This window comes from Rickettsia endosymbiont of Thecocarcelia acutangulata (assembly GCF_964263195.1).
Taxonomy (GTDB): Bacteria; Pseudomonadota; Alphaproteobacteria; order Rickettsiales; family Rickettsiaceae; genus Rickettsia; species Rickettsia felis.
On record NZ_OZ181652.1, the window covers coordinates 111,059 to 132,507 of the forward strand.

A 21,449-nucleotide genomic window follows, 5' to 3' on the forward strand; every position below is an offset into this window, starting at 1 on the left:
TTTCTAGATTGCCACGTCGCTTCGCTCCTCGCAATGACGATTTGGTAGCCATGCAACAACGCCGCAACTGAAAGGAGCGTGGCAATCTCGTCAAATATCCTGAGATTGCGGACGTACAAAACTTACAGTTTTTCCTCGCAATGACGGACAACAATTTTTCTAGGCAATACCTACTTCGCAGCTCTTTTACGGTCGTTAGGGTCAAGTAGAGCCTTACGCAGACGAATAGATTTCGGTGTTACTTCAACCCTTTCATCATCCTGTATATAGCTGATTGCCTGCTCTAGAGTTAAAAGCATCGGTGGGGTTAGTCTTATAGCTTCATCTTTACCTGATGCTCTAACATTGCTTAGTTGCTTCGCTTTTAGCGGGTTTACTTCTAAATCATTATCACGATTATGTTCGCCGATAATCATACCTCTATATACTTTATCGCTAGGGTTTATAAACATTTTTCCCCTTTCTTCTAGATTCCATAGAGCATATGCAACCGCTGCCCCGTCACCGTTAGAGATAAGTACGCCGTTGCGTCTTCCCTCGATAGCTCCTTTATAATCGGCATATCCGTGGAAAATACGATTCATAATCCCCGTGCCTCGTGTTTCGGTTAAAAACTGACTGTGATAGCCGATTAACCCTCTAGAAGGTCCGATAAACGTAACACGGCTTTTACCTCCGCCTGACGGTCTCATATCAGTCATTTCGGCTTTTCTAAGTGCTAAAGATTTTACGACCACTCCGACATAATCATCATCAACGTCAACTTGAATTTCTTCCATCGGTTCTTGTTTATTACCTTTCTCATCGGTTTGGAATAATACTTCGGGTCTACTGATAGATAACTCAAACCCTTCACGACGCATAGTTTCGATTAAGATACCAAGCTGTAATTCTCCTCGTCCTGCAACTTGGAAAGCATTTTTTTCAGCAGCTTCGGTAACTTTTAGTGCGACGTTACTCTCAAGTTCACGCATTAACCTAGCTCCAATCAAGCTTGACGTAACTTTTGTCCCTTCACTTCCTGCAAGCGGTGAGTCATTAACGCTAAAGGTCATGGATAAAGTTGGGGGGTCAATAGGTAGAGACGGTACAGCTTCGGTTACTTCAGGTGAACAAATAGTATCGGCAACGTTGGCGTTTTCAACGCCTGCTACGACAATAATATCGCCGGCTGTAGCCTCATCTATAGCGATTCTCTCTAAACCTCTAAATGCTAATATTTTAGTGATACGTCCGGTTTCAAGTACTTTATTCTCACGATTTAATACTTTTACGTTTTGATTGATTTTAACAGTGCCGCTTTGTACACGCCCCGTTAAAACCCTACCGAAGAAAGAATTATATTCTCTAGTAGTAACAAGCATAGAAAACGGTGCTTTATCGTCAGCTGCGGGTTTTGGTACATGTTTTACTATTAGGTCGAAAAGTGGAGCTAAATCATCTGCTAAATTATCTAAAGGATTAATTTTATCATCAAAGTTTAAAGAGGCTCTACCTGCTCTACCTGATGCGTAAACTATAGGGAAATCAAGCTGATAATTATTTGCTTCGAGTGCCACAAATAGCTCGAATACTTCGTCGATAACTTCTTTAATTCTTTGGTCGTCTCTATCGATTTTATTAATAACAACGATAGGTTTTAAGCCGAGATTTAAAGCTTTAGAAAGCACGAATTTTGTTTGCGGCATTGGTCCTTCAGAAGCGTCGACAAGTAACACAACACCGTCAACCATACTTAATATGCGTTCTACTTCACCGCCAAAATCAGCATGTCCAGGTGTATCAACGATATTAATACGGATATCGTTCCACATAAGAGCAGTGCATTTGGCTAGTATTGTTATTCCACGCTCACGCTCAAGGTCGTTAGAGTCCATAGCACGCTCGGCTACTGCTTGGTTAGCTCTAAATGTCCCGCTTTGTTTAAGCATATTATCAACAAGCGTAGTTTTCCCATGATCAACGTGGGCAATAATTGCTATATTACGAATAGATGTCATCTTTAAAAATTCTCATAAGTTTACAATAGTTTTCCGTATTATACACTAAAATACCAAAAATTGGAATAAAGTTCTTGAAAAAGAAATTGGTTTAACTGCAGAATAAAAATTACTAAGAATTTTTAAACTTTAAAATAAGAGAAATTAATGAACGATAATATAGCACTATTTATATTTGATTTTGATGGCACTTTAGTTAAGAGGCATTCGCATAATTATATAGGGGAGAGGTTAGGAGGCTTAATAGCACGTAATATACAAAATCGCTTTTTTAGCTCATATGAGGATCGTGATAAAGAAATAGCTAGGCTTGAACAAAAATTCACTATAGAGCTGATGGAAAATTTTTTAGATAATGAAAACTTAGATTGGAAAAATGAAGAGCAATTAGTACGTCTTTTTAAAAACATCATATCATCCGGTCATAAAATAGCTATAGCATCGTTTAATGATTATCCCAATGCCGAAAAATATGCATTAGAACAATTATTAGACAAAGAAATAGTAAAAAATATACATATAAAATCAGGTTTACCTTCTAATAATTTTCAAGAAATACAAAATTGTACTAAAAAAGAATATATAAGAGAAATAATGAATAATACCGGAATAACTAATAAAGCAAATGTATTTTTTATGGATGATGATGAAAAGCATATCAAAGCTGCAAAAGATATTACAGCAGTTTGGGTTAAGAAAGATGACAAGGAATATATTCAGAAAGCTTTTAATTTTTTATATAAATTTAATGAACAACATGAAATTTATGTTGAGTTAAATCGTCTTGATACTGAATATCTTCTTAGTGAAGAAGATGTAAGGCAAGAGATAATAAAAACTATTCCGTTTGATCCTTATTATTCAGATGGTGAGGAGTATACACCATTGGGAGAGAGGAATGTGCCAACGTTAGGTAACAGTTAAGTTTTTAATGATAGACAAATCACTTGATGTTATTTATTCTGAGAATTAATAAGAAACGTCATTGCGAGCGGGCATTGCCCGCGTGGACCAATTTCACCTTTGTCATCCCGTGGCTTGACCACGGGATCCAGTTAAAAATACTAAAATTATTAGTATTTTTTATTGTTTTTATGGACCCCGTGGACAAGACACGGGGTGACACATTGGGTTTTACCGGTCCACGTAACAATATCTTCTCGCAATGACGAAGGTAGCCGACACCGTTTAATCTAAAAGGACCAAAGATGATATACCGAATATTATGTTTATGTATATTCATAAATTTCTCAGTAATAGCAAAAGCACAAAATATGCCGATTAAAGAAGATAATTTCAAAGTTAGAGTAGCTGTTGCTGATGTACAATCTATATTGGAAGGTTCGATTGCTATAAAAGATTTGCGTAATAAAATCGAAAAGCTTAACCATAGAATCCAGGAGGATATTGCTGCAAAAGAAGCAGAATTTAAACCGCTGGAAGAGAAATTATTAAATGAGCGTTCTAATTTAAGTGAAACCGAATTTGAGCATAAAGTAAACGAATTTAATGCAAAAGTTAGCCACGTTAGAAAAGAAATTCAGATTAAGAAAACAAAGCTTGAACAAGCACACGCTGAGGCTATGAGTAGAGTCCATGAAACAACTATCACAATAATTAGTGAACTTGCTGAGAAATATAACCTTAATTTGGTAATTCCAAGTGCTCAAGTCTTATATGCCAAAAATAATTTGAATATAACTTCCGAAGTGACTTTTATGTTGAATGAGAGGTTAAAAGAAGTAACAATTAACTATTGATAGTTTTCCTATTGTCACCCTGTGGCTTGACCACGGGGTCCATAAAAACAATAAAAAATACTAATAGTTTAGTATTTTTAACTGGATCCCGTGGTCAAGCCACGGGATGATAGAGGAGTGCTATTATTTAACAAGAGTATTTAATATGGCAGAATTTACACCGATTACAATTGCATACGGGGATGGTATAGGACCTGAAATAATGGAGGCGGTGCTTTATATATTACGTAAAGCTGAGGCTCGTATTCGCTTAGAAACCATTGAAGTAGGTGAAAAGCTTTACAAGAAGCATTATACTTCAGGCATAAGTGAAGAAAGTTGGGAATCGATACAACGTACCGGAATTATACTTAAAGCTCCGATTACCACTCCACAAGGAGGGGGGTATAAAAGCTTAAATGTCACGATTCGTAAAACATTACAGCTTTTTGCTAATATTCGTCCTTCTGTTTCATTTCATCCTTTTACTAGGACATTACATCCGCATCTGAACCTCACTATCATACGTGAAAACGAAGAAGATTTATACGCAGGTATAGAATACCGACAAACGCATAATATGTATGAATCAATGAAGTTGATAAGTCATACAGGGTGTGAAAAAATTATTAGATATGCTTTTGAATATGCGGTAAAAAATAACCGCAAAAAAGTCACGTGCTTAAGCAAAGATAATATTATGAAATTTTCCGATGGGATTTTTCATAAAGTATTTAATGAGATTGCAAAAGAATATCCACAAATTAATAATGAGCATTATATTATTGATATCGGAACGGCAAGGCTTGCAACCAAACCGGAAATATTTGACGTTATCGTGACTTCTAATCTATACGGTGATATCATATCCGACGTAGCTGCTGAAATTTCAGGATCTGTGGGGCTTGCCGGTTCTGCAAATATCGGGCAGTATTATGCGATGTTTGAAGCGGTACATGGAAGTGCTCCCGATATTGCCGGCAAAGATATCGCAAATCCGTCAGGGCTTTTAAATGCTGCTATAATGATGCTAGTACATATAGGGCAGGGTGATATTGCTAGTTTAATCGAAAATGCTTGGAAAAAAACTATAGAAGATGGAGTTCATACAGCCGATATATATAATGAGCAGAATTCTAGTAAAAAAGTTGGTACAAAAGAATTTGCTGAAGAAGTAACGAAAAGATTAGGACAGATACCGACAAAGCTACCTAAAGCAGATTATCCGTTGATTGCCGAGAAACAAGAAAGTAATATAGATTATAAAATTGATACTAAAGAAGTTAAGAAATTGGTCGGTACGGATATATTTGTGAATATGAATGTTTCTTTCGCTCATGACATAGCAGATAAAATTAATAAGCTAGATCTTGGTAATGTTGAGCTAAAAACAATTTCGTCCAAAGGGCTAAAATTATGGCCTCGTGATACAAGGTTTGAAACTGTTTCCGATCATTGGTGTTGTCGTTTTATGAATAAAGACAGCACGGAAATAAAGCATTTAGATATAACAAAATTGCTTGAAGCTTTAAGTAAAGCAAATATCGATTTTATCAAAGTAGAGAATTTATTTAAGTTTGATGGTGTGGCAGGGTATAGCTTGGCTCAGGGTGAGTGATATACTCGATGAACTTCAAAAATTGGCTACGTCATCCTACAAGTACTGCGGTGCTCACGTATTAAGTATACGCTCCGCTCCTCGTCTTGTGGATTCCTTGCTCTTTTTGAAGTTGATCTTCGTCTATCAATGCTAAATAATTAATAAGATTAACAAAAATGACACTATACTATATAGGAATATTATTAGTAATTATTGGATTATTTGCTATATTTTCAGGGATAATCGGTTTTTTTAGATTTCCTGATTTTTATACTAAATTACATGCAGCAAGTGTTATTGAGAGTTTTGGAGTGCCTGTTTGCTTAATAGGTTTTGCGTGCATTGAAGCAGATATTGTTAACTCCGGTAAATTAATTTTAGCGGCTTTATTGATTTTTCTACTAAATCCGGTAGCAACCCATGCACTCGGTAAAGCATCGTTATTTATGAAAATTCGAGCTACCGTCATTGCGAGGAAAATTACGAAGTAATTTGACGAAGCAATCTCAGGCTGCTTGATAAGATTGCCACGTCGAAACTACGTTTCTCCTCGCAATGACGTTAAATTTTAATAACCATATGGCAGTAAAAACAGCTTTAAATTTTGATCTCGGCAATTACCTACTTAACTTAATTGCTTTTTTATTGATTTTAATCTCAATAAAAATAATTTTTGCTAAAGATTTACTAAATGCAGTTATTGCTGCGTCAATATTTAGCTTATTAATCGGTGTATCTTATCTTATTATGGATGCTCCTGATGTCGCAATGACCGAGGCAGCACTTGGAGCTTGCTTATCAACATGCGTATATTTGAATTTGTTAAGTAAATTACCTCCTGATTTAAAGAATATTGAGAGAACTAATATTATTCCCGCAAGTTTAATATGTTTATTGTTTGTAGTAACTCTTGCTTATATGGGGTTAGAATTACCGAATTACGGTGATGATAATGCTCCTATTCATATTCATTCAAGTAAATATTATCTCGAAAATACCTCTAGAGATATAGGTGTACCTTCTTTTGTTGCGGCTATTCTTGCAAGCTACCGTGCTTATGATACTTTAGGTGAAACTAGCGTAATTTTAATTGCAGGAATTGCTGTGTTGTTGATATTTTCAAAGGAGGATGTCATACCGTGGCCCCTCCACGGTATGACAAAACTCAAAGTTTATCCGATAATAAAATATATCACTAGTTTTATAATACCTTATATAATTTTATATAGTATATATATTCAGCTTAACGGTGAGTCTTCGCCGGGTGGTGGGTTTCAAGCGGGTGTTATATTTGCATCTAGCCTTATTGCTTATGATTTAGTTTACGGTAATCGAAAATTAAGCAGATATTTTCCTCCTAACGTGCTAATTTCTATTGCTGTTTTAGGTGTAGCAATATATGCAATTGTAGGAACAATATCACTCTTTTTTAACGATAATTATTTAAATTATTATTCACTAACAAATTTTATCAATGATAAGCTACTTGCTCAGCATATCGCTATAGTTATTGTTGAAATTGGTATAGGTTTGACGGTTTCTGCAATAATGTACTTAATATATAATTTATTTAATCATGAATAATCTATTTGTATTAATTAAGCGTGAATTTATAGTGCAGAATCGCATTAATAATATAATTAAATATATAGTTATATTTTTTTTATTTTGCATAATTAGTACTATTTTAATTAACAGTGAAAGGGATATTAACAAATTCGGTTTAATTTTTTCGGTAATTTGTTTATTAATTTCATTAATCGGTTTTTCCTCAGTTATATTCAAATCCGATTTAGAAGACGGTACTTTAGAATTATTGTTATCGGCGGTCAGTTATGAAAAAATTATATTAGCTAAATTTTTTGCTATATTTATCAGTAGTACGGTAGGGCTGGTTTTTGTTTTACCCATTATTTATGTTTTTTTTGATCAAACTTTGCTTGAGATAATATTTTTCTTTATTAGCGTATGGATGATGTTAGTTTTATCAAGTAGTTTAGTAGTTTTATCCGGTAGCGTGCAATGTTATTTTAAGAAGAATGCTAACTTTGTCGGTACGTTTATCATGCCGTTATTAATTCCGAGTATTATAATGACAGGTTTAATATTACAAGATAATAACTTACAATTAATTTTTATTATGATAGGAATTAATTTAGTATTTTTACCGATTTCATTCTTCTTGAGTTCCTATTTAATTAAAAATATTTATAATATTACGTGATTTTGCTTTATTTTTACTAATGTAGTGATATAAAATAAAGATGAATATTATTAATAAATTTTTTTGAGAAAAATATATGTGGCAGGCTTTACGAAGGTTAATTGCAGCAAATCCTATGGGATTTTTTCTGTGGTCTATTATCACTAAATGGTATTTAATTATAGCAGTTGCTTCCTTGATTACTTTATATTATACAGTATTGGGCTTAAAAAAAATTGGGTTTATAGATTATTTTACTGAAACTACAGTCGAGATATTAGATACAACTAAAGCAGTTGCTCAAAATTGTACTACAAAACTCGGTCCTAATTGGAATCATTTAGTTAGTTTTTGGAATTGCTTAAGTAATCCCGGAGAATATAAGCATGAAGAAGGAACAGGAGCAAAAGTGTTAGAAGATGAAATAAATAAGCTTACGCCAAAACAAGCAGATAGTGCTGCAGACGCTGAACCTCCTATAATAAACCCTTATGAAGAACTAGAAAATCCAAATAATATTAATAATACCCAAAGCGGTAGTAATAATAATCGTTAATTTATGTCACTTTAATATTATATGTCGGATACTGAAGATAATAAAAACAAACAAACTACACGTCGTGATTTTATGGTTCTAACGGCTAGTAGTGTTGCAGCGGTCGGGGCTGTGTGTACGCTTTGGCCTCTCGTTGATTCCTTAAACCCTTCCGCAGACGTGCTTGCTTTATCATCAATTGAGGTTGATCTATCAAATATTGCGGTAGGGCAAACAGTTACGGTTAAATGGCAAGGTAAACCGGTTTTTATCACAAACCGTACTCCTGATAAAATAGCTGAAGCAAGAGCGGTAAAGATGTCGGAGCTTATTGATCCTGAGACTGATGAAGCACGTGTGAAAGCAGGGCATGATAACTGGCTTGTGACAATCGGGATTTGTACTCATTTAGGTTGTGTGCCGCTTGCTAATCAAGGTGAGTATGATGGATGGTTCTGTCCGTGCCATGGCTCACAATATGATTCTTCAGGTAGGGTTAGAAGAGGTCCTGCTCCTTTAAATTTAGCAGTGCCGCCTTATAGTTTTATTAGCGACAAAAAAATTAGAATCGGGTAGTTATTTATGAATGAAGATATTACCCCTAAAAAGCCTAATGCTATTATAGAATGGATAGATTATCGCCTACCTATTGTCTCTTTCCTAAAACATTTTAGTCATTATCAAACTCCAAAAAATCTTAGCTATTTGTGGAATTTAGGCTCTATTGCCGGTATTGCTTTAGTGATTCAGATAATCACCGGCATTATACTTGCTATGCACTATACGCCGCATGTTGATCATGCTTTCGATAGTGTCGAGAGGATTATGCGTAATGTAAATTACGGCTGGTTACTGCGTTATACTCATGCGGTAGGTGCATCGATGTTTTTTGCTGCTGTATACTTACACATAGCAAGAGGTTTGTATTACGGCTCTTATAAAGCACCGAGAGAACTGCTTTGGCATATCGGTATTATCATTTTTCTAACTATGATGGCTACTGCCTTTATGGGTTATGTGCTTCCTTGGGGGCAGATGAGCTACTGGGGTGCTACGGTAATTACTAATTTATTCTCGGCTATTCCGCTAATAGGAGAATCCATAGTTACTTGGCTTTGGGGTGGTTTTTCCGTTGATAACCCAACATTAAATAGATTCTTTTCACTGCATTATTTATTGCCGTTTATTATTGTTGCTCTTGTGATGCTGCATTTAGTAGCCTTACATCAACATGGTTCAAATAATCCGAAAGGTATCGACGTTAAAAGTCCTAAAGATACTATTCCTTTCCACCCTTATTATACCGTAAAGGATTTTGTCGGTTTCGGAGTTTATTTCATAATATTTGCCTATTTTATTTTTTACGAACCTAATTATTTAGGACATCCCGATAATTATGTTCCGGCAAATCCTTTAGTTACGCCTGCTCATATCGTACCTGAATGGTATTTTCTACCGTTTTATGCAATCCTTAGAGCCGTACCGTCTAAGCTCGGTGGAGTGTTATTAATGTTCGGAAGTATATTCGTGTTATTCTTACTACCGTGGCTTGATACTTCAAAAGTCAGAAGTAGCAATTATAGACCGATATATAGAATTGCTTTTTGGATATTTATGGCAGATTGTTTATTGCTTGGTTATTTAGGCGGGCAACCGGCAGAAGAGCCGTATATTACAATTAGCCGCTTTGCTGCTTGTTATTACTTTTTCCATTTCTTAGTAGCCTTGCCGCTGATAGGTAAATATGAGAAGCCGCTGCCGCTACCGAAGGAGTTGTAATACTGTCATTGCAGTACCGAAGTAATGGTATGGACCTCCCTATATACGGAATCAATAATAATGTATTATTGTTCTAGAATAGGAAATTAATCCTAGGCAACAACAAGGAGGTCCAAATGGAAGTTAACACAATTGGCATAGATATTGCAAAAAGAATTTTTCAAATTCATGGAGTAGATAAAAATGGCAAAGCAATATTAAAGAAAAAATTGATGAGAGATCAGGTGTTGAGTTATATAGCTGACTTACCAAAATGTTTAGTAGGTATGGAGGCTTGCGGCGGAGCTAACTATTGGGCAAGAGAAATAACAAAATTAGGTCATGAGGTTAAACTAATAGCACCACAATTTGTAAAACCATATGTTAAAACTAATAAAAACGATCAGGCAGATAGCGAAGCGATTTGTGAAGCAGTAACAAGACCGAATATGAGATATGTACCGATAAAAAGTGTAGGACAACGAGATATTTTGTTGATTCACAGGATAAGAGCAAGGTTGGTAAAAAATCGTACTGCACTTGCCAATGAGATAAGAGGATTACTAAATGAATTTGGTTTTACTATTCCTCAGGGTATAAATAAAGTTACTGCTAAATTAACAGAAGTTTTAGATAATGGCGGTTTAAGCCCAATAAGCTATACAACATTCATCGAGTTAAAAGAAGAATTTATAGATAATGATAAAAAAATAATAGAGCTAGAAAAGCGATTAAAAATATTAGCAACAGAGTTAGAACAATATAAACGTTTAACATCTATACCCGGTATAGGTTTAATTACTGCTACAGCATTGATAGCTTCAATAGGTAATGCAAAATATTTTAATAATGGTAGACAATTATCAGCATGGCTTGGTTTAGTGCCAAAACAACATTCGAGTGGAGGTAAAGAGAGGTTACTTAGTATAAGCAAGAGAGGCGATACTTATTTACGTACTTTATTGATTCAAGGAGCAAGAGCGGTATTAAATGCTAAGCTAAGGTTTACAACTGAAGCACAAAAAAACAAAAAGGATTTTACTAGATTTACCCAGTGGATGTATAATTTATCGGAGCGATGCGGGCATAATAAAACTACCGTTGCTGTAGCAAATAAATTGGCACGAATAGTATTCGCAGTATTACGTACCGGCAATGATTACAACGAAACTAAAGTTTGTAGTTAATTAAGGTAATAATATATTGTTGAATTGCCAATATTAACTGAATAAATTAGATAATAATATATGTAAAAATTCCAATCCGAAATATGCGTGAGAGATAATATTGATGGTGAATAAGACAAACCTTAACCTACGAAAAAACTGATTAACGCACAGGCTCTATAGAAGCCGTCGAAGTGATAAGTAAAAGTTTGTAGGCAAACGAATTCCATCAGGGCTATACGGTAAATATACAAGTAAGGTAATTTATCAATTATAAGTTGGATACATGACTGCATTTGCTTTTTAGCTATTAAATGTTATTTTTTTCTTGCATTATTAGGAAGGTCCATACATGGCGTTGTTGCATGGTTCGTTTTATGTCATTCCCGCACAGGTGGGAATCCAGAAAAATAAGTATAAATACAGCAAATTTTTAAAATTAAAAGCTCGATTTATCTCGCTTTATGCTGGATTCCCGCCTGCACGGGAATGACATTATAATACTTAAAAGATCATAGCATAAAAAATAACAAACAATATATGCAATCTATAAGTTGGGAAATTCCTGAAAAAATAACTGCCTTACATGCTTGGTGAAGATGGGCAGCAAGAACAATGGATTATATTATATATGCAATTGTTATATATCTAGTACTAGAAATTCTAAAGATAAAAAATATCAGTTATGCTATTAAAATCTTAGAATTTTGGCAAGGTAGTGTATTTGAAGGATATATTACCGGTATGTTGCTAGTTATAATTAGTATGTTAATAAACACAATATTTATATATTGTTTTGGGAATACACTAGGAAAAAGGATATGCGGTATAAAAATAGTAAATATAAATAATTTGTCTTATAGTTTTAGTACACTTATTAAAAGAGAAATTTTAGTTATTACTAGAGGATCAGCATACTTATTACCGCTATTAAACGAACTAGTGTATTATTTATTATATAAACGATTGGTTTCTACAAATTCTACTATTTGGGACAAACAATTAAATTTTAAAATAATATATAAACCACGAAAATTATGGGTTAGCATTATTACAATATTGCCATTAGTATTATATATGTGTTTTGCATATTGGATACTTTACTCTGAAATTTTTAATTTTTTTAATACTTATAATGCACAATAAACTACTTATTTCTATCATCATAATACTAACTTCGTGCTTAAGTTTAGCCAACGAAAAAGCATTACATCCAAAAAAGATGAAATGGTCGTTTGACGGCGTATTTGGCACAGTTAATCGTGAAGCAGCACAAAGAGGTTTTCAGGTCTATAAAGAAGTTTGTAGCATTTGCCACGGTTTAAACAATTTATATTACCGTAACTTGAAAGATATTGGCTTTTCGGATGATGAGATAAAAGAGATTGCCAAAGGTTATACAGTAAAAGACGGTCCGAATGATGACGGTGAGATGTTTGACCGTCCCGCTCTTCCATCCGATCGTTTTGTACCTCCTTACCCTAATGAGCAGGCAGCAAGAGCAGCTAATAATGGAGCACATCCTCCTGATTTATCGTTGATAATAAAAGCACGTCATGATGGAGCTAATTATATATATTCGCTGCTTACCGGCTATACCGAACCGCCGGCAGATTTTAAGTTGATGCAAGGGGCTCATTATAATCCGTATTTTCCAGGTGAGCAAATAGCAATGCCGCCGCCGCTTACAGACGGGCAGGTAACCTATATGGACGGTACTAAAGCAAGCGTAGAGCAGATGTCGCATGATGTTGCAGTATTTCTACAATGGGCAGCTGAGTCGGAAATGGAACACCGTAAATCTATGGGTCTTAAAGTTATGATGTTTTTAGTAGTGTTTACTATCTTTTTCTATATTGCAAAAAACCGCATTTGGTCTAATTTAAAGTAGTTCAAAAATCGTCATTGCGAGCAGTCGTAGGCATTGTCGCATGGCTCAATTTTCTCGTCATTGCGAGAAGAAACTGTTAAGTTTTGACGAAGCAATCTCATGCTAAAGTCCTGAGATTGCCACGCTCCTTGCAGTCGCTCGCAATGACGATTACCATACCCCTCTCTTAGTATGATGACTTATCTTTGCTATACTTATCCTAAATTATATAGATAGGTATTTATGATTACTTTATTTGCAGCGATTACAGGCTTTATTAGTTCTATCATTCCTGAAATTTTAAAAATATACAAAGATATTAACGACAAAAAACACGAGATAAATATTTTAGATCGTCAAATTGCTAATAACAAACTCAATCAATCCAAGACTTTTACAGAGCTTACCATATCACAAGAAATGGCAGAGCAATATTCTCTTTATTCTACCTATAAATCAGATGTTAGCTGGGTTGATGCTTTAAACGGTTCAGTAAGACCGGTACTTGCTTATAGCTTCTTTGCAATGTATGGAGGTGTTAAATATGTTCAATATAAATCGTTAAAAAGCTCTGCTCTGCTAGTTGAGTATCTAGACATATTATGGAGCATAGAAGATCAAACTATTTTTGCGGGGATTATTAGTTTTTATTTTGGGCAGCGTACTTTCAGCAAATTACGGAAATGTAAGACTTGAATTTTGAGTAGATAATTTTATATATTTAAATATATAAGCAATAAATGTAAAGGTAATTTTATGTTAAAGAGTGCAAAATTATATATTCCGTCTATAGCAGCTATTATTTTAGCTAGTAATATTGCAATGGCTAATAATAATTATGACACCGGTCATGCGACGCCTTTGCGTCAAGTAGCGGATTTAATAGATAATCAAATTACAAATATTGATAATTTATTTAAAAATAGATTGCCGCTTTATGAGTCTAATAGCATAAAAAGCAATTTTATTACTAAAGATAAGAAGTATATTATTATAATGGAAGTACCTGGGTTTGATAAAAGTCAAATTAAGGTTAAAGTGAACGGCAATAAATTATTTATTACAGGGAATATAGAAGAAAAAAATAAAGCTGATGATTCAGATAATTATATGAATAAAAATTTTAATTATGTAATATCATTATATGAAGATGTAGACCAGGCAAATATCTCTTCAAGCCTTAAGAATGGAATACTTACTATTATTCTACCTCGCATTGAGATTAAAGAGCAAGACGCAAGAGAGATAACAATTAATTAAATTTTAACCAAAAATTATATAAGGAGGTATTATGGCATTTAATTTACCACGCATAAGAAATAAATCAGAAGTAAGTAATGACCTAATGAGACGTAACCACTTAGATAATATATTTGATGATTTCTTCATTAGCAGGATCAAACTCTAGATTATTTAGATCAAGTATTATCTGCTCAAAATGTTTATCTTGAGAATATTTTTGGTAATTTTGAAACCCTAGAACAGAGACTATCCCTATAATAATTATAGAAATAGCTATGTTAAAATTTTTGCAGTTTTTCATATTGTGATAAAAATAATAAGGTTGAAATATGAAAAGGTCATATCACATCTTGACCATGATAGCAAAAAAATAACTTTTAGTAATTTATTCGCTTTTTAGCTTTGCTAGCTCTTGAGGGGTAGGTAGGAATTTTTCAAGCTTTTTAGGTAATGTTTCTGTAAGCTTAAATTGTGATACTCCTATTGGTTTTTGGATGTCTTCTATAGCGTATTCTACGGTAATACCTTGTTTTTCTTCGCACAAAATTAACCCAATTGTAGGATTATCTGAATTATCTTTAATTTTGTGTTCCATTAAATTAAGATAAAAATTTAGTTTGCCGGCATATTCTGCCTTAAACTTACCAGTTTTTAATTCAATAACAACATAACATTTAAGTTTTATGTGATAAAAAACTAAATCCAAATAATAATCTTCTCCATCAAGTTCTATATGATATTGATTGCCAACAAATGCAAAACCTTGTCCTAGTTCTAATAAAAAGTTTTTAATATTATTTATCAATTTATTTTCTAAATCTCGTTCTATTATTTTACCTTGAATATCTAAAAATTCTAAATTATACGGGTCTTTTATAATCGATCTTGCTAAATCAGACTGTAGCTCAGGTAAAATATTAGAAAAGTTATTTATACCTTTTGCTGATCTTTCATATAAATTACTTTTAATTTGTAAGGATAATACATTTCTTGACCAACCATTTTCGATGGTTTGTTGTGCATACCAAATTCTTTGATTTATATTTTTTAGTTTTGAAAAAATATAAATATTATGACTCCATGGGATTTCTCCAACCGCTTGTTGGAGAATTTGGTCATTATTATATTCTGCAAAAAACTGACGCATGTAAGAAAGGTTTTGATATGATAATCCTTTCATTTCAGGAAACTCTTTACGCAAATCATCAGAAATATTTTGAATAACTTTTGAACCCCATTTCTCTTTATTCTGACGTTCTAAAATTAATCTTCCTATATCCCAATAAAGAACTATCAATTCTTTATTAACTGCTAAATGGGCTTGGTTCTTGTATACGATTGATTATAATAGTGCTCATTGATTTTAACTATCTCTTACCACCCGCATTCATAGCAAGGCTTGCGGAAACAAATTCTTCAAGGTCGCCGTCAAGCACTCCTTTAGTATCAGAAGTTTCATAATCGGTACGTAAATCTTTTACCATCTGATAAGGCTGTAAAACATATGACCTAATTTGATGTCCCCAGCTATTATCGGTTTTGGTGGCATTCTGCTCGTTAACACTGTCTGTGCGTTTCTGCATTTCAAGCTCATAGAGTTTTGCTTGAAGCATTTTCATAGCTTGAGCCTTATTTTTATGCTGTGATCTATCGCTTTGGCATTGTGTTACCGTATTGGTCGGTATATGGGTTATACGTACGGCAGAATCGGTAGTATTAACGTGTTGCCCGCCTGCTCCCGATGCTCTAAAAGTATCGATTCTTAAATCTTTATCCTCGATAGTAATTGCTATATTATCGTCAATTTCGGGGTATACCCAGCTACTTGCAAAGCTAGTCATTCTTTTACCTGCAGCATTAAACGGGGAAATACGCACTAATCTGTGAACACCCGCTTCGGTCTTAAACCATCCGTAAGCTCGCTTGCCTATTATCCTAATCGTGCATGATTTAATGCCTGCTTCTTCGCCGTTAATCATATTGATTATTTCGGTTTTAAAGCCGAGTCTTTCGGCAAAACGCAAATACATACGCATCATAATAGATGCCCAGTCATGGCTTTCAGTTCCCCCGGCTCCGGCATTAATCTCTAAAAAGCAATTATTACCGTCTGCTTCACCTGAAAACAAGCATTCCGTTTCAAATTTGGCAGCAATGATGCTTAAATTTTTTAAGTCCTGTTCAATTTGTGAAAGTGTTTCTAAATCGTTTTCGGCTTCAGCTATTTCTTCAAGTTCTAAAGCGTCTTTTAAATTAGATTTGAGTTTATTAAAGGCATTTAGCTTTTCTTCCAAATTGCTTTTTTCTCGTAGTAATGTTTGTGCTTTAGCTTGGTCGTTCCATAAGCTCGGATCGGCTGTTAACTCTTCTAACTCTTTCAGTCTTTCAGTTGATGCTTCAACGTCAAAGTGACCTCCAAAGTAGTTCTAAAGACTGCTCAATTTTTTTTACGTAATTTTCTATTTCAGCTCGCATTATTTTTTCCTGTTATAAATTTCGATTTTGTTATATATTGTGCAGCACATTCCATAAAGCTCAATACAAGCGAATTTTGCAGGATTCGCCTGTGCTCACGTACTTTTGTACGTTCCGCAGGCTCACCTTTAAATTCATCTTGTCTAGAGCTTTCTGAAACATGCTGCACTTCATTCTTAGCAGCACCCAACATTCGTAGGGATGACAGGTAATAAACAAACGCAAATTATATCACAATAATTATGAATAATCAAAAATATATACGGAACTTCTCAATAATCGCTCATATCGATCACGGTAAATCTACGTTAGCCGATAGGTTAATTGAGCATTGCGGCGGGCTTCAGGCTAGGGAAATGAGCCAGCAAGTGCTAGATTCGATGGATATCGAAAAAGAGAGAGGTATAACTATAAAAGCACAAACCGTACGGCTTGTATATAAGGCTAAAGACGGTAACACCTATTATTTGAATCTAATGGATACTCCCGGGCATGTTGATTTTGCTTATGAGGTTAGTAGGTCACTTGCTGCTTGTGAAGGGTCGCTATTGGTAGTTGATAGTACGCAAGGAGTAGAAGCACAAACTCTTGCCAATGTTTATCAGGCAATTGAGAATGATCATGAAATTGTACCGGTGCTTAACAAGATTGATTTACCGGCGTCAGAACCTGAGCAAGTCAAGCAGCAAATAGAGGATATAATCGGGATCGATGCAAGTGAGGCTGTATTGATTTCAGCCAAAAGCGGTATAGGTATTGATTTAGTTTTAGAGGCAATAGTAAATAAATTACCTCCGCCGAAAGAAAGTAACAGTGATATTCTAAAATCTTTACTTGTTGATAGCTGGTATGACCCGTATCTCGGCGTGGTTATTTTAGTACGTATTATTGATGGCTGCTTACGTAAGAATATGCGTATTAAAATGATGGCTACTAACTCGGTTTATACAGTCGAGAATGTTGGATATTTTACTCCAAAAAAACATATTTCGGATATTTTACATGCAGGCGAAATCGGTTTTTTTACTGCTTCTATAAAGCAAGTAGTGGATTGTAAAGTCGGAGATACTATAACTGATGAGAAGAAATCTTGCGAGCAAGCACTGCCTGGCTTTAAGCCGAATCTACCCGTAGTGTTTTGTGGGCTTTATCCGACAGATAGTGCAGAATTCGAGCATCTAAAGGATTCGCTTGCTAAATTACGCCTCAATGATGCTAGTTTTGAGTATGAAATGGAAAGCTCGTCAGCACTTGGAGTAGGTTTTAGGTGCGGTTTTTTAGGGTTGCTACATTTAGAGATAATCCAAGAACGTTTAAGTAGGGAATTCGATTTAGATTTAATCACTACCGCTCCAAGTGTTGTGTATAAAATCCATATGCGGGACGGCGAAAGCTTAGAGATTCATAACCCGGCAGATTTGCCTGATTTGCAAAAAATCGAATCGATGGAAGAACCTTGGATTAAGGCAACTATAATGGTACCTGATGAGTTTTTAGGTACAGTATTATCGCTTTGTACGGAAAAAAGAGGTGTGCAGCTCGATCATAGCTATATAGCAAATAGAGCTAAAATAATTTATAAATTACCGCTAAATGAGATAGTTTACGATTTCTACGATCGTTTAAAAAGCTGTTCTAAAGGTTATGCAAGTTTTGAATGGCAAATGGATGTTTATGAACCTTCTGAGCTTGTTAAGCTTGGGATTTTGGTTAACGCAGAGGCGGTTGATGCACTATCTACAATCGTACATCGCTCACGTGCCGAGCAGAGAGGTAGAGCATTATGCGTAAGATTAAAGGATTTAATACCAAGGCAGCAGATCGATATAGCAATTCAAGCAAGTATCGGTAGCCGTATTATTGCTCGTGAGACTATTAAAGCTTTACGCAAAGACGTTTTATCCAAATGTTACGGCGGTGATATAAGTCGTAAACGTAAACTTCTTGAGAAGCAAAAAGCAGGTAAAAAGAGAATGAGACAGTACGGTAATATCGAAATCCCACAATCTGCTTTTATCGCAGCATTGAAAATTGGGGACGAGTAAACTTTTTTTATTTTATATAAAGAAAACGCTAGACGTTATAATAAAGATTTGTTATAAGAAGTTATCTAAAAATTTTTAGATAACTTCTATATTCCTCGGTAGCTCAGTGGTAGAGCAAACGGCTGTTAACCGTTCGGTCGCTGGTTCGAGTCCGGCCCGGGGAGCCATTCCGTACAGTTGGCTACTTTTTCAAGTTTATTGAATGGGAAAGCCAAGGAGTAATCAAGGTTTTGACCTTTCAGCGTTTATTTCCGATATTATAAAAACGCTAGATATAGGTAGAACAACCTTTTATAGGTATTTTCCTCTGGAGTCTATAGAGCAACTTAGAACCCGCCAATAATGTAGAGGTCAAGATTTAATCTTACAGGCACTATAAAAATTATATCTGAATGTCTGATAAGTTATGACTGTCAGATGAGTATTCAAGATATAAGATTTCATTATTCTTTTCAACAGCTAACTTCTTACTATCCTTGAAGGTCTGCATAGGATTTTTACCATAACAATATTTCCCAGAATGAGGTCTTTCATTATTATAATGTTCTAACCAAATATCAAGGTCAAGTTGTAGATCATCAAGATCAGTATAAATCTTTTTACGCATAGCCGTATCAAATAATTCTTGCTTCATAGTTTTATTAAAACGTTCACACATACCATTTGTTTGAGGAGAATATGCTTTAGTAGTGTTATGTTCAATGCCCTCAATGCTTAAGAACAATTCAAAAGCATGATGTTCTATATTTCCTTTATATTCACCACCTCTATCAGTTAGAATACGAAGCACTGGTATTTGCTGACTCTCATACCACGGCAGTACTCTATCATTAAGCATGTCAGCAGCGGTAAGAGCTGTTTTATCAGTATATAATTTAGCATCTGCGACCCTAGTATAGCTATCAATAAATACCTGAGAATATACCTTGCCTATACCTTAAAATTACCTACATAATATGTATCTTGGCATCCTAGATAACCTGGATGCTGTGTATCAATCTCACCATGGGCTTCTTTTTCGCTACGCCGTTTCTCTAATACTTGTAACTGAGCTTCGGTAAGAACAATACCATCTTGAGCCATCTTTGCTTCTAATGCTTTAAGTCTTTTATTGATATTATTTAAATCATTACGTAGCCAAATCGATCTAACTCCTCCAGGTGATACAAGAATACCAGTCTTTTTAAGCTTATTTGATACTCTCATCTGACCATAAGGCTGGGTATTCTATTGCCATATCTAATACTGCTCTCTCTACTGCTGGTTCAACTCTATTCGCTATAATTGGCTTCTTCCTGCTAATCTCATATAACGCCTCTTCTCCACCAGTTTCATATAGCTCTTTGAACCTATAATAACTGTCCCTGCTGTATCCCATTGCTTTACAGGCGGACGATATACTACCAAGACTCTTAGCTAATTCTAGTAATCCTATTTTTGGCTTTATTATTTTTTGATTTAGATTCATCTCTAATCCTCCATTTAATATTTATCTTATTTTACTAAATGTAAGATTAAATCTCAATTATTGCACATTATGCAGCATGGAGAGGTAAATTAGAAAGTATCAGGTACTTATGTGAACATGGAGCAGATGTTAATGCAACTAATAATCGTAGCGAGACTCCATTAGACAATGCGACGTATAATACTATTGATGTACAGGATTACTTGCGTACACAAGCTATACAATCTCAAGTATCAGCATTAGGCGACACTAACGAAGTAATGCATACTACAGAGTGGTGCTCTATATTCTAAAACGATGTTTTCTGTCTATAATATACGGAAAACACCATTTTACCAATTACCGTACATCGTAGCAATACGACAATGTTTGTCGTACACAATAAGTATACTTTTTAGATGTAAAAAAGAAAGAAGATAGGATTGTACGGAAAACAAGTGTTTCCCGCACAAGTGTTTTACAACCATACTGATAATTAGATATCAGGACTTAGAGTACTTACTTCTCCAAGACAAATGTTATCTTTACTATAATTCATACATACATCAGTTGATATACCATCAATACGCCCATTACATTTATATTGCCATATATCCCAATCATCCCAAGTCTGTGGAATCTTAGGTTGTTCATCATTAGTCCAATGGGATATCCATAATTTATATTGGCTAAAGTCATGACTATGATAGTTTACATGAGTGTTCCATTCATTATTATTGGTATTGATAAACAGGTTTTTATATCCTTCAGCTTTCAATAACTCAAGAAGTTCAAAAAGATTATCTGACATCTGATCTTTAGTGGCTTGTCCATTACCACTAGGAGGTAGCGAAATAGCTAGATTATCTAATTCTTTACTAAAATTTACTTTTTGTAGCTGAGATTGAATATTTTCCACCTGCTCTTGCGGTGTAGATGATACAGCTCTGAAATTATGATATGCTGCTGTTTTGATGCCATTACTACTTAATTCATCCCAATATTCTACAAATTTTTCATCTTGGTATGTTTTGCCTTCTGAAGCTCTAATAATTGCGAAGCTTATTTTATCATGATGAATCTGTGTACCATTAATTTTTGACTGCCATTTTGAAATATTAATACCATCTTTATACATATCTTTACCTTTTTCAATTGCATTTAATATCATACTAGCATCTAATGCACTATTATTAGGATGATTATAATATTCATGATGTGTAGTACTTAAATTACTATCAATGTCATGTTGGAATGATGATACTGCATTAGTGCTATTTTTAATATTAGCGTACACTGATGATAGTGGCGTTAGTAATGTAAATAAGGAACTAATTTTCATATAAAACCTCTTATATTAATAAATTAA

Annotated in this window: 20 protein-coding genes, 1 tRNA gene and 4 pseudogenes; 18 read left to right on the forward strand and 7 right to left on the reverse strand. The window is 34.5% G+C overall.

Annotated elements, in window-relative coordinates:
• Positions 1 to 170 precede the first annotated feature (170 nt).
• A complete protein-coding gene (gene typA, locus ACE38Q_RS00570) occupies positions 171 to 2,000 on the reverse strand; it encodes a translational GTPase TypA (RefSeq protein WP_500189678.1) in 1,830 nt (609 codons plus the stop codon).
• Positions 2,001 to 2,147: 147 nt separating this feature from the next.
• Between typA and ACE38Q_RS00575 the strand changes: the two genes are divergently transcribed.
• The 15 genes and pseudogenes from ACE38Q_RS00575 (at position 2,148) to ACE38Q_RS00645 (ending at position 14,131) form a co-directional block, all read left to right on the forward strand.
• Positions 2,148 to 2,924, forward strand: a complete 777-nt coding sequence (locus tag ACE38Q_RS00575; protein ID WP_500189679.1) for an HAD family hydrolase — start codon at positions 2,148 to 2,150, stop codon at positions 2,922 to 2,924.
• A gap of 284 nt (positions 2,925 to 3,208) precedes the next feature.
• Positions 3,209 to 3,760, forward strand: coding sequence for an OmpH family outer membrane protein (locus ACE38Q_RS00580; protein ID WP_218460728.1), 552 nt, complete (start codon positions 3,209 to 3,211; stop codon positions 3,758 to 3,760).
• A gap of 11 nt (positions 3,761 to 3,771) precedes the next feature.
• A pseudogene (locus ACE38Q_RS00585) lies at positions 3,772 to 3,875 on the forward strand (proline/betaine transporter); the annotation flags it as partial.
• Between the two features lie 30 nt (positions 3,876 to 3,905).
• Positions 3,906 to 5,357 carry an NADP-dependent isocitrate dehydrogenase gene (locus tag ACE38Q_RS00590; RefSeq protein ID WP_500191173.1) on the forward strand — a complete coding sequence of 484 codons (1,452 nt, stop codon included), beginning with the start codon at positions 3,906 to 3,908 and terminating at the stop codon, positions 5,355 to 5,357.
• A gap of 158 nt (positions 5,358 to 5,515) precedes the next feature.
• On the forward strand, positions 5,516 to 5,830 hold the full coding sequence (locus ACE38Q_RS00595; RefSeq protein ID WP_488266988.1) for a Na+/H+ antiporter subunit G: 315 nt from the start codon (positions 5,516 to 5,518) through the stop codon (positions 5,828 to 5,830).
• Positions 5,831 to 5,894: 64 nt separating this feature from the next.
• Complete coding sequence (locus ACE38Q_RS00600; RefSeq protein ID WP_500189680.1) at positions 5,895 to 6,923, forward strand: DUF4040 domain-containing protein; 1,029 nt, start codon at positions 5,895 to 5,897, stop codon at positions 6,921 to 6,923.
• Positions 6,916 to 7,563, forward strand: a complete 648-nt coding sequence (locus ACE38Q_RS00605; RefSeq protein ID WP_500189681.1) for a heme exporter protein CcmB — start codon at positions 6,916 to 6,918, stop codon at positions 7,561 to 7,563. Before ACE38Q_RS00600 ends, ACE38Q_RS00605 begins: the two co-directional genes overlap by 8 nt.
• Before the next feature lie 76 nt (positions 7,564 to 7,639).
• A complete protein-coding gene (locus ACE38Q_RS00610; RefSeq protein WP_500189682.1) occupies positions 7,640 to 8,098 on the forward strand; it encodes a DUF2670 domain-containing protein in 459 nt (152 codons plus the stop codon).
• 21 nt (positions 8,099 to 8,119) lie between these two features.
• Positions 8,120 to 8,653 (forward strand): ubiquinol-cytochrome c reductase iron-sulfur subunit, encoded by a 534-nt coding sequence (gene petA / locus ACE38Q_RS00615; protein ID WP_410527676.1) that lies wholly within the window; start codon positions 8,120 to 8,122, stop codon positions 8,651 to 8,653.
• Positions 8,654 to 8,659: 6 nt separating this feature from the next.
• Positions 8,660 to 9,856: a cytochrome b gene (locus ACE38Q_RS00620; protein WP_500189683.1), complete on the forward strand. Its 1,197-nt coding sequence runs from the start codon at positions 8,660 to 8,662 to the stop codon at positions 9,854 to 9,856.
• A 116-nt stretch (positions 9,857 to 9,972) separates the two neighbouring features.
• Complete coding sequence (locus ACE38Q_RS00625; RefSeq protein ID WP_500189684.1) at positions 9,973 to 11,022, forward strand: IS110 family RNA-guided transposase; 1,050 nt, start codon at positions 9,973 to 9,975, stop codon at positions 11,020 to 11,022.
• 588 nt (positions 11,023 to 11,610) lie between these two features.
• Positions 11,611 to 12,147, forward strand: a pseudogene (locus tag ACE38Q_RS00630) (RDD family protein); the annotation flags it as partial.
• Positions 12,137 to 12,892, forward strand: coding sequence for a cytochrome c1 (locus tag ACE38Q_RS00635; protein ID WP_500189685.1), 756 nt, complete (start codon positions 12,137 to 12,139; stop codon positions 12,890 to 12,892). The pseudogene ACE38Q_RS00630 and the gene ACE38Q_RS00635, both read left to right, overlap by 11 nt.
• A 222-nt stretch (positions 12,893 to 13,114) precedes the next feature.
• Positions 13,115 to 13,567 carry a hypothetical protein gene (locus ACE38Q_RS00640; RefSeq protein ID WP_500191396.1) on the forward strand — a complete coding sequence of 151 codons (453 nt, stop codon included), beginning with the start codon at positions 13,115 to 13,117 and terminating at the stop codon, positions 13,565 to 13,567.
• A 60-nt stretch (positions 13,568 to 13,627) separates the two neighbouring features.
• On the forward strand, positions 13,628 to 14,131 hold the full coding sequence (locus tag ACE38Q_RS00645; RefSeq protein WP_500189686.1) for an Hsp20/alpha crystallin family protein: 504 nt from the start codon (positions 13,628 to 13,630) through the stop codon (positions 14,129 to 14,131).
• A gap of 100 nt (positions 14,132 to 14,231) precedes the next feature.
• On the opposite strand, the gene ACE38Q_RS00650 is transcribed toward ACE38Q_RS00645, so the two are convergent.
• The 4 genes and pseudogenes from ACE38Q_RS00650 to ACE38Q_RS00665 form a co-directional block, all read right to left on the reverse strand.
• Complete coding sequence (locus ACE38Q_RS00650; protein ID WP_500189687.1) at positions 14,232 to 14,414, reverse strand: hypothetical protein; 183 nt, start codon at positions 14,412 to 14,414, stop codon at positions 14,232 to 14,234.
• 84 nt (positions 14,415 to 14,498) lie between these two features.
• The gene (locus tag ACE38Q_RS00655) at positions 14,499 to 15,410 is read right to left on the reverse strand and encodes a PDDEXK nuclease domain-containing protein (RefSeq protein ID WP_500189688.1); all 912 of its coding nucleotides are present in this window, start codon (positions 15,408 to 15,410) and stop codon (positions 14,499 to 14,501) included.
• 70 nt (positions 15,411 to 15,480) lie between these two features.
• Positions 15,481 to 16,588 (reverse strand): peptide chain release factor 2 gene (prfB, locus tag ACE38Q_RS00660; RefSeq protein ID WP_500189689.1). Its coding sequence is split into 2 segments (ribosomal slippage): positions 15,481 to 16,518 and positions 16,520 to 16,588, totalling 1,107 coding nucleotides; the frame shifts between segments, so codons are not numbered across the junction.
• Positions 16,589 to 16,631: 43 nt separating this feature from the next.
• Positions 16,632 to 16,781, reverse strand: a pseudogene (locus tag ACE38Q_RS00665) (palindromic element RPE3 domain-containing protein); the annotation flags it as partial.
• A gap of 49 nt (positions 16,782 to 16,830) precedes the next feature.
• Between ACE38Q_RS00665 and lepA the strand changes: the two are divergent.
• The gene (lepA, locus tag ACE38Q_RS00670) at positions 16,831 to 18,633 is read left to right on the forward strand and encodes a translation elongation factor 4 (protein WP_500189690.1); all 1,803 of its coding nucleotides are present in this window, start codon (positions 16,831 to 16,833) and stop codon (positions 18,631 to 18,633) included.
• Positions 18,634 to 18,725: 92 nt separating this feature from the next.
• A tRNA-Asn gene (locus tag ACE38Q_RS00675) sits at positions 18,726 to 18,800 on the forward strand.
• 215 nt (positions 18,801 to 19,015) lie between these two features.
• Here ACE38Q_RS00675 and ACE38Q_RS00680 read toward each other — a convergent pair.
• Positions 19,016 to 20,101 (reverse strand): annotated as a pseudogene (locus ACE38Q_RS00680) (IS481 family transposase).
• A gap of 59 nt (positions 20,102 to 20,160) precedes the next feature.
• Between ACE38Q_RS00680 and ACE38Q_RS00685 the strand changes: the two are divergent.
• Positions 20,161 to 20,394: an ankyrin repeat domain-containing protein gene (locus tag ACE38Q_RS00685; RefSeq protein WP_500191175.1), complete on the forward strand. Its 234-nt coding sequence runs from the start codon at positions 20,161 to 20,163 to the stop codon at positions 20,392 to 20,394.
• A 182-nt stretch (positions 20,395 to 20,576) separates the two neighbouring features.
• On the opposite strand, the gene ACE38Q_RS00690 is transcribed toward ACE38Q_RS00685, so the two are convergent.
• The gene (locus ACE38Q_RS00690; protein ID WP_500189691.1) at positions 20,577 to 21,422 is read right to left on the reverse strand and encodes a glycoside hydrolase family 25 protein; all 846 of its coding nucleotides are present in this window, start codon (positions 21,420 to 21,422) and stop codon (positions 20,577 to 20,579) included.
• Between the last annotated feature and the right edge of the window lie 27 nt (positions 21,423 to 21,449).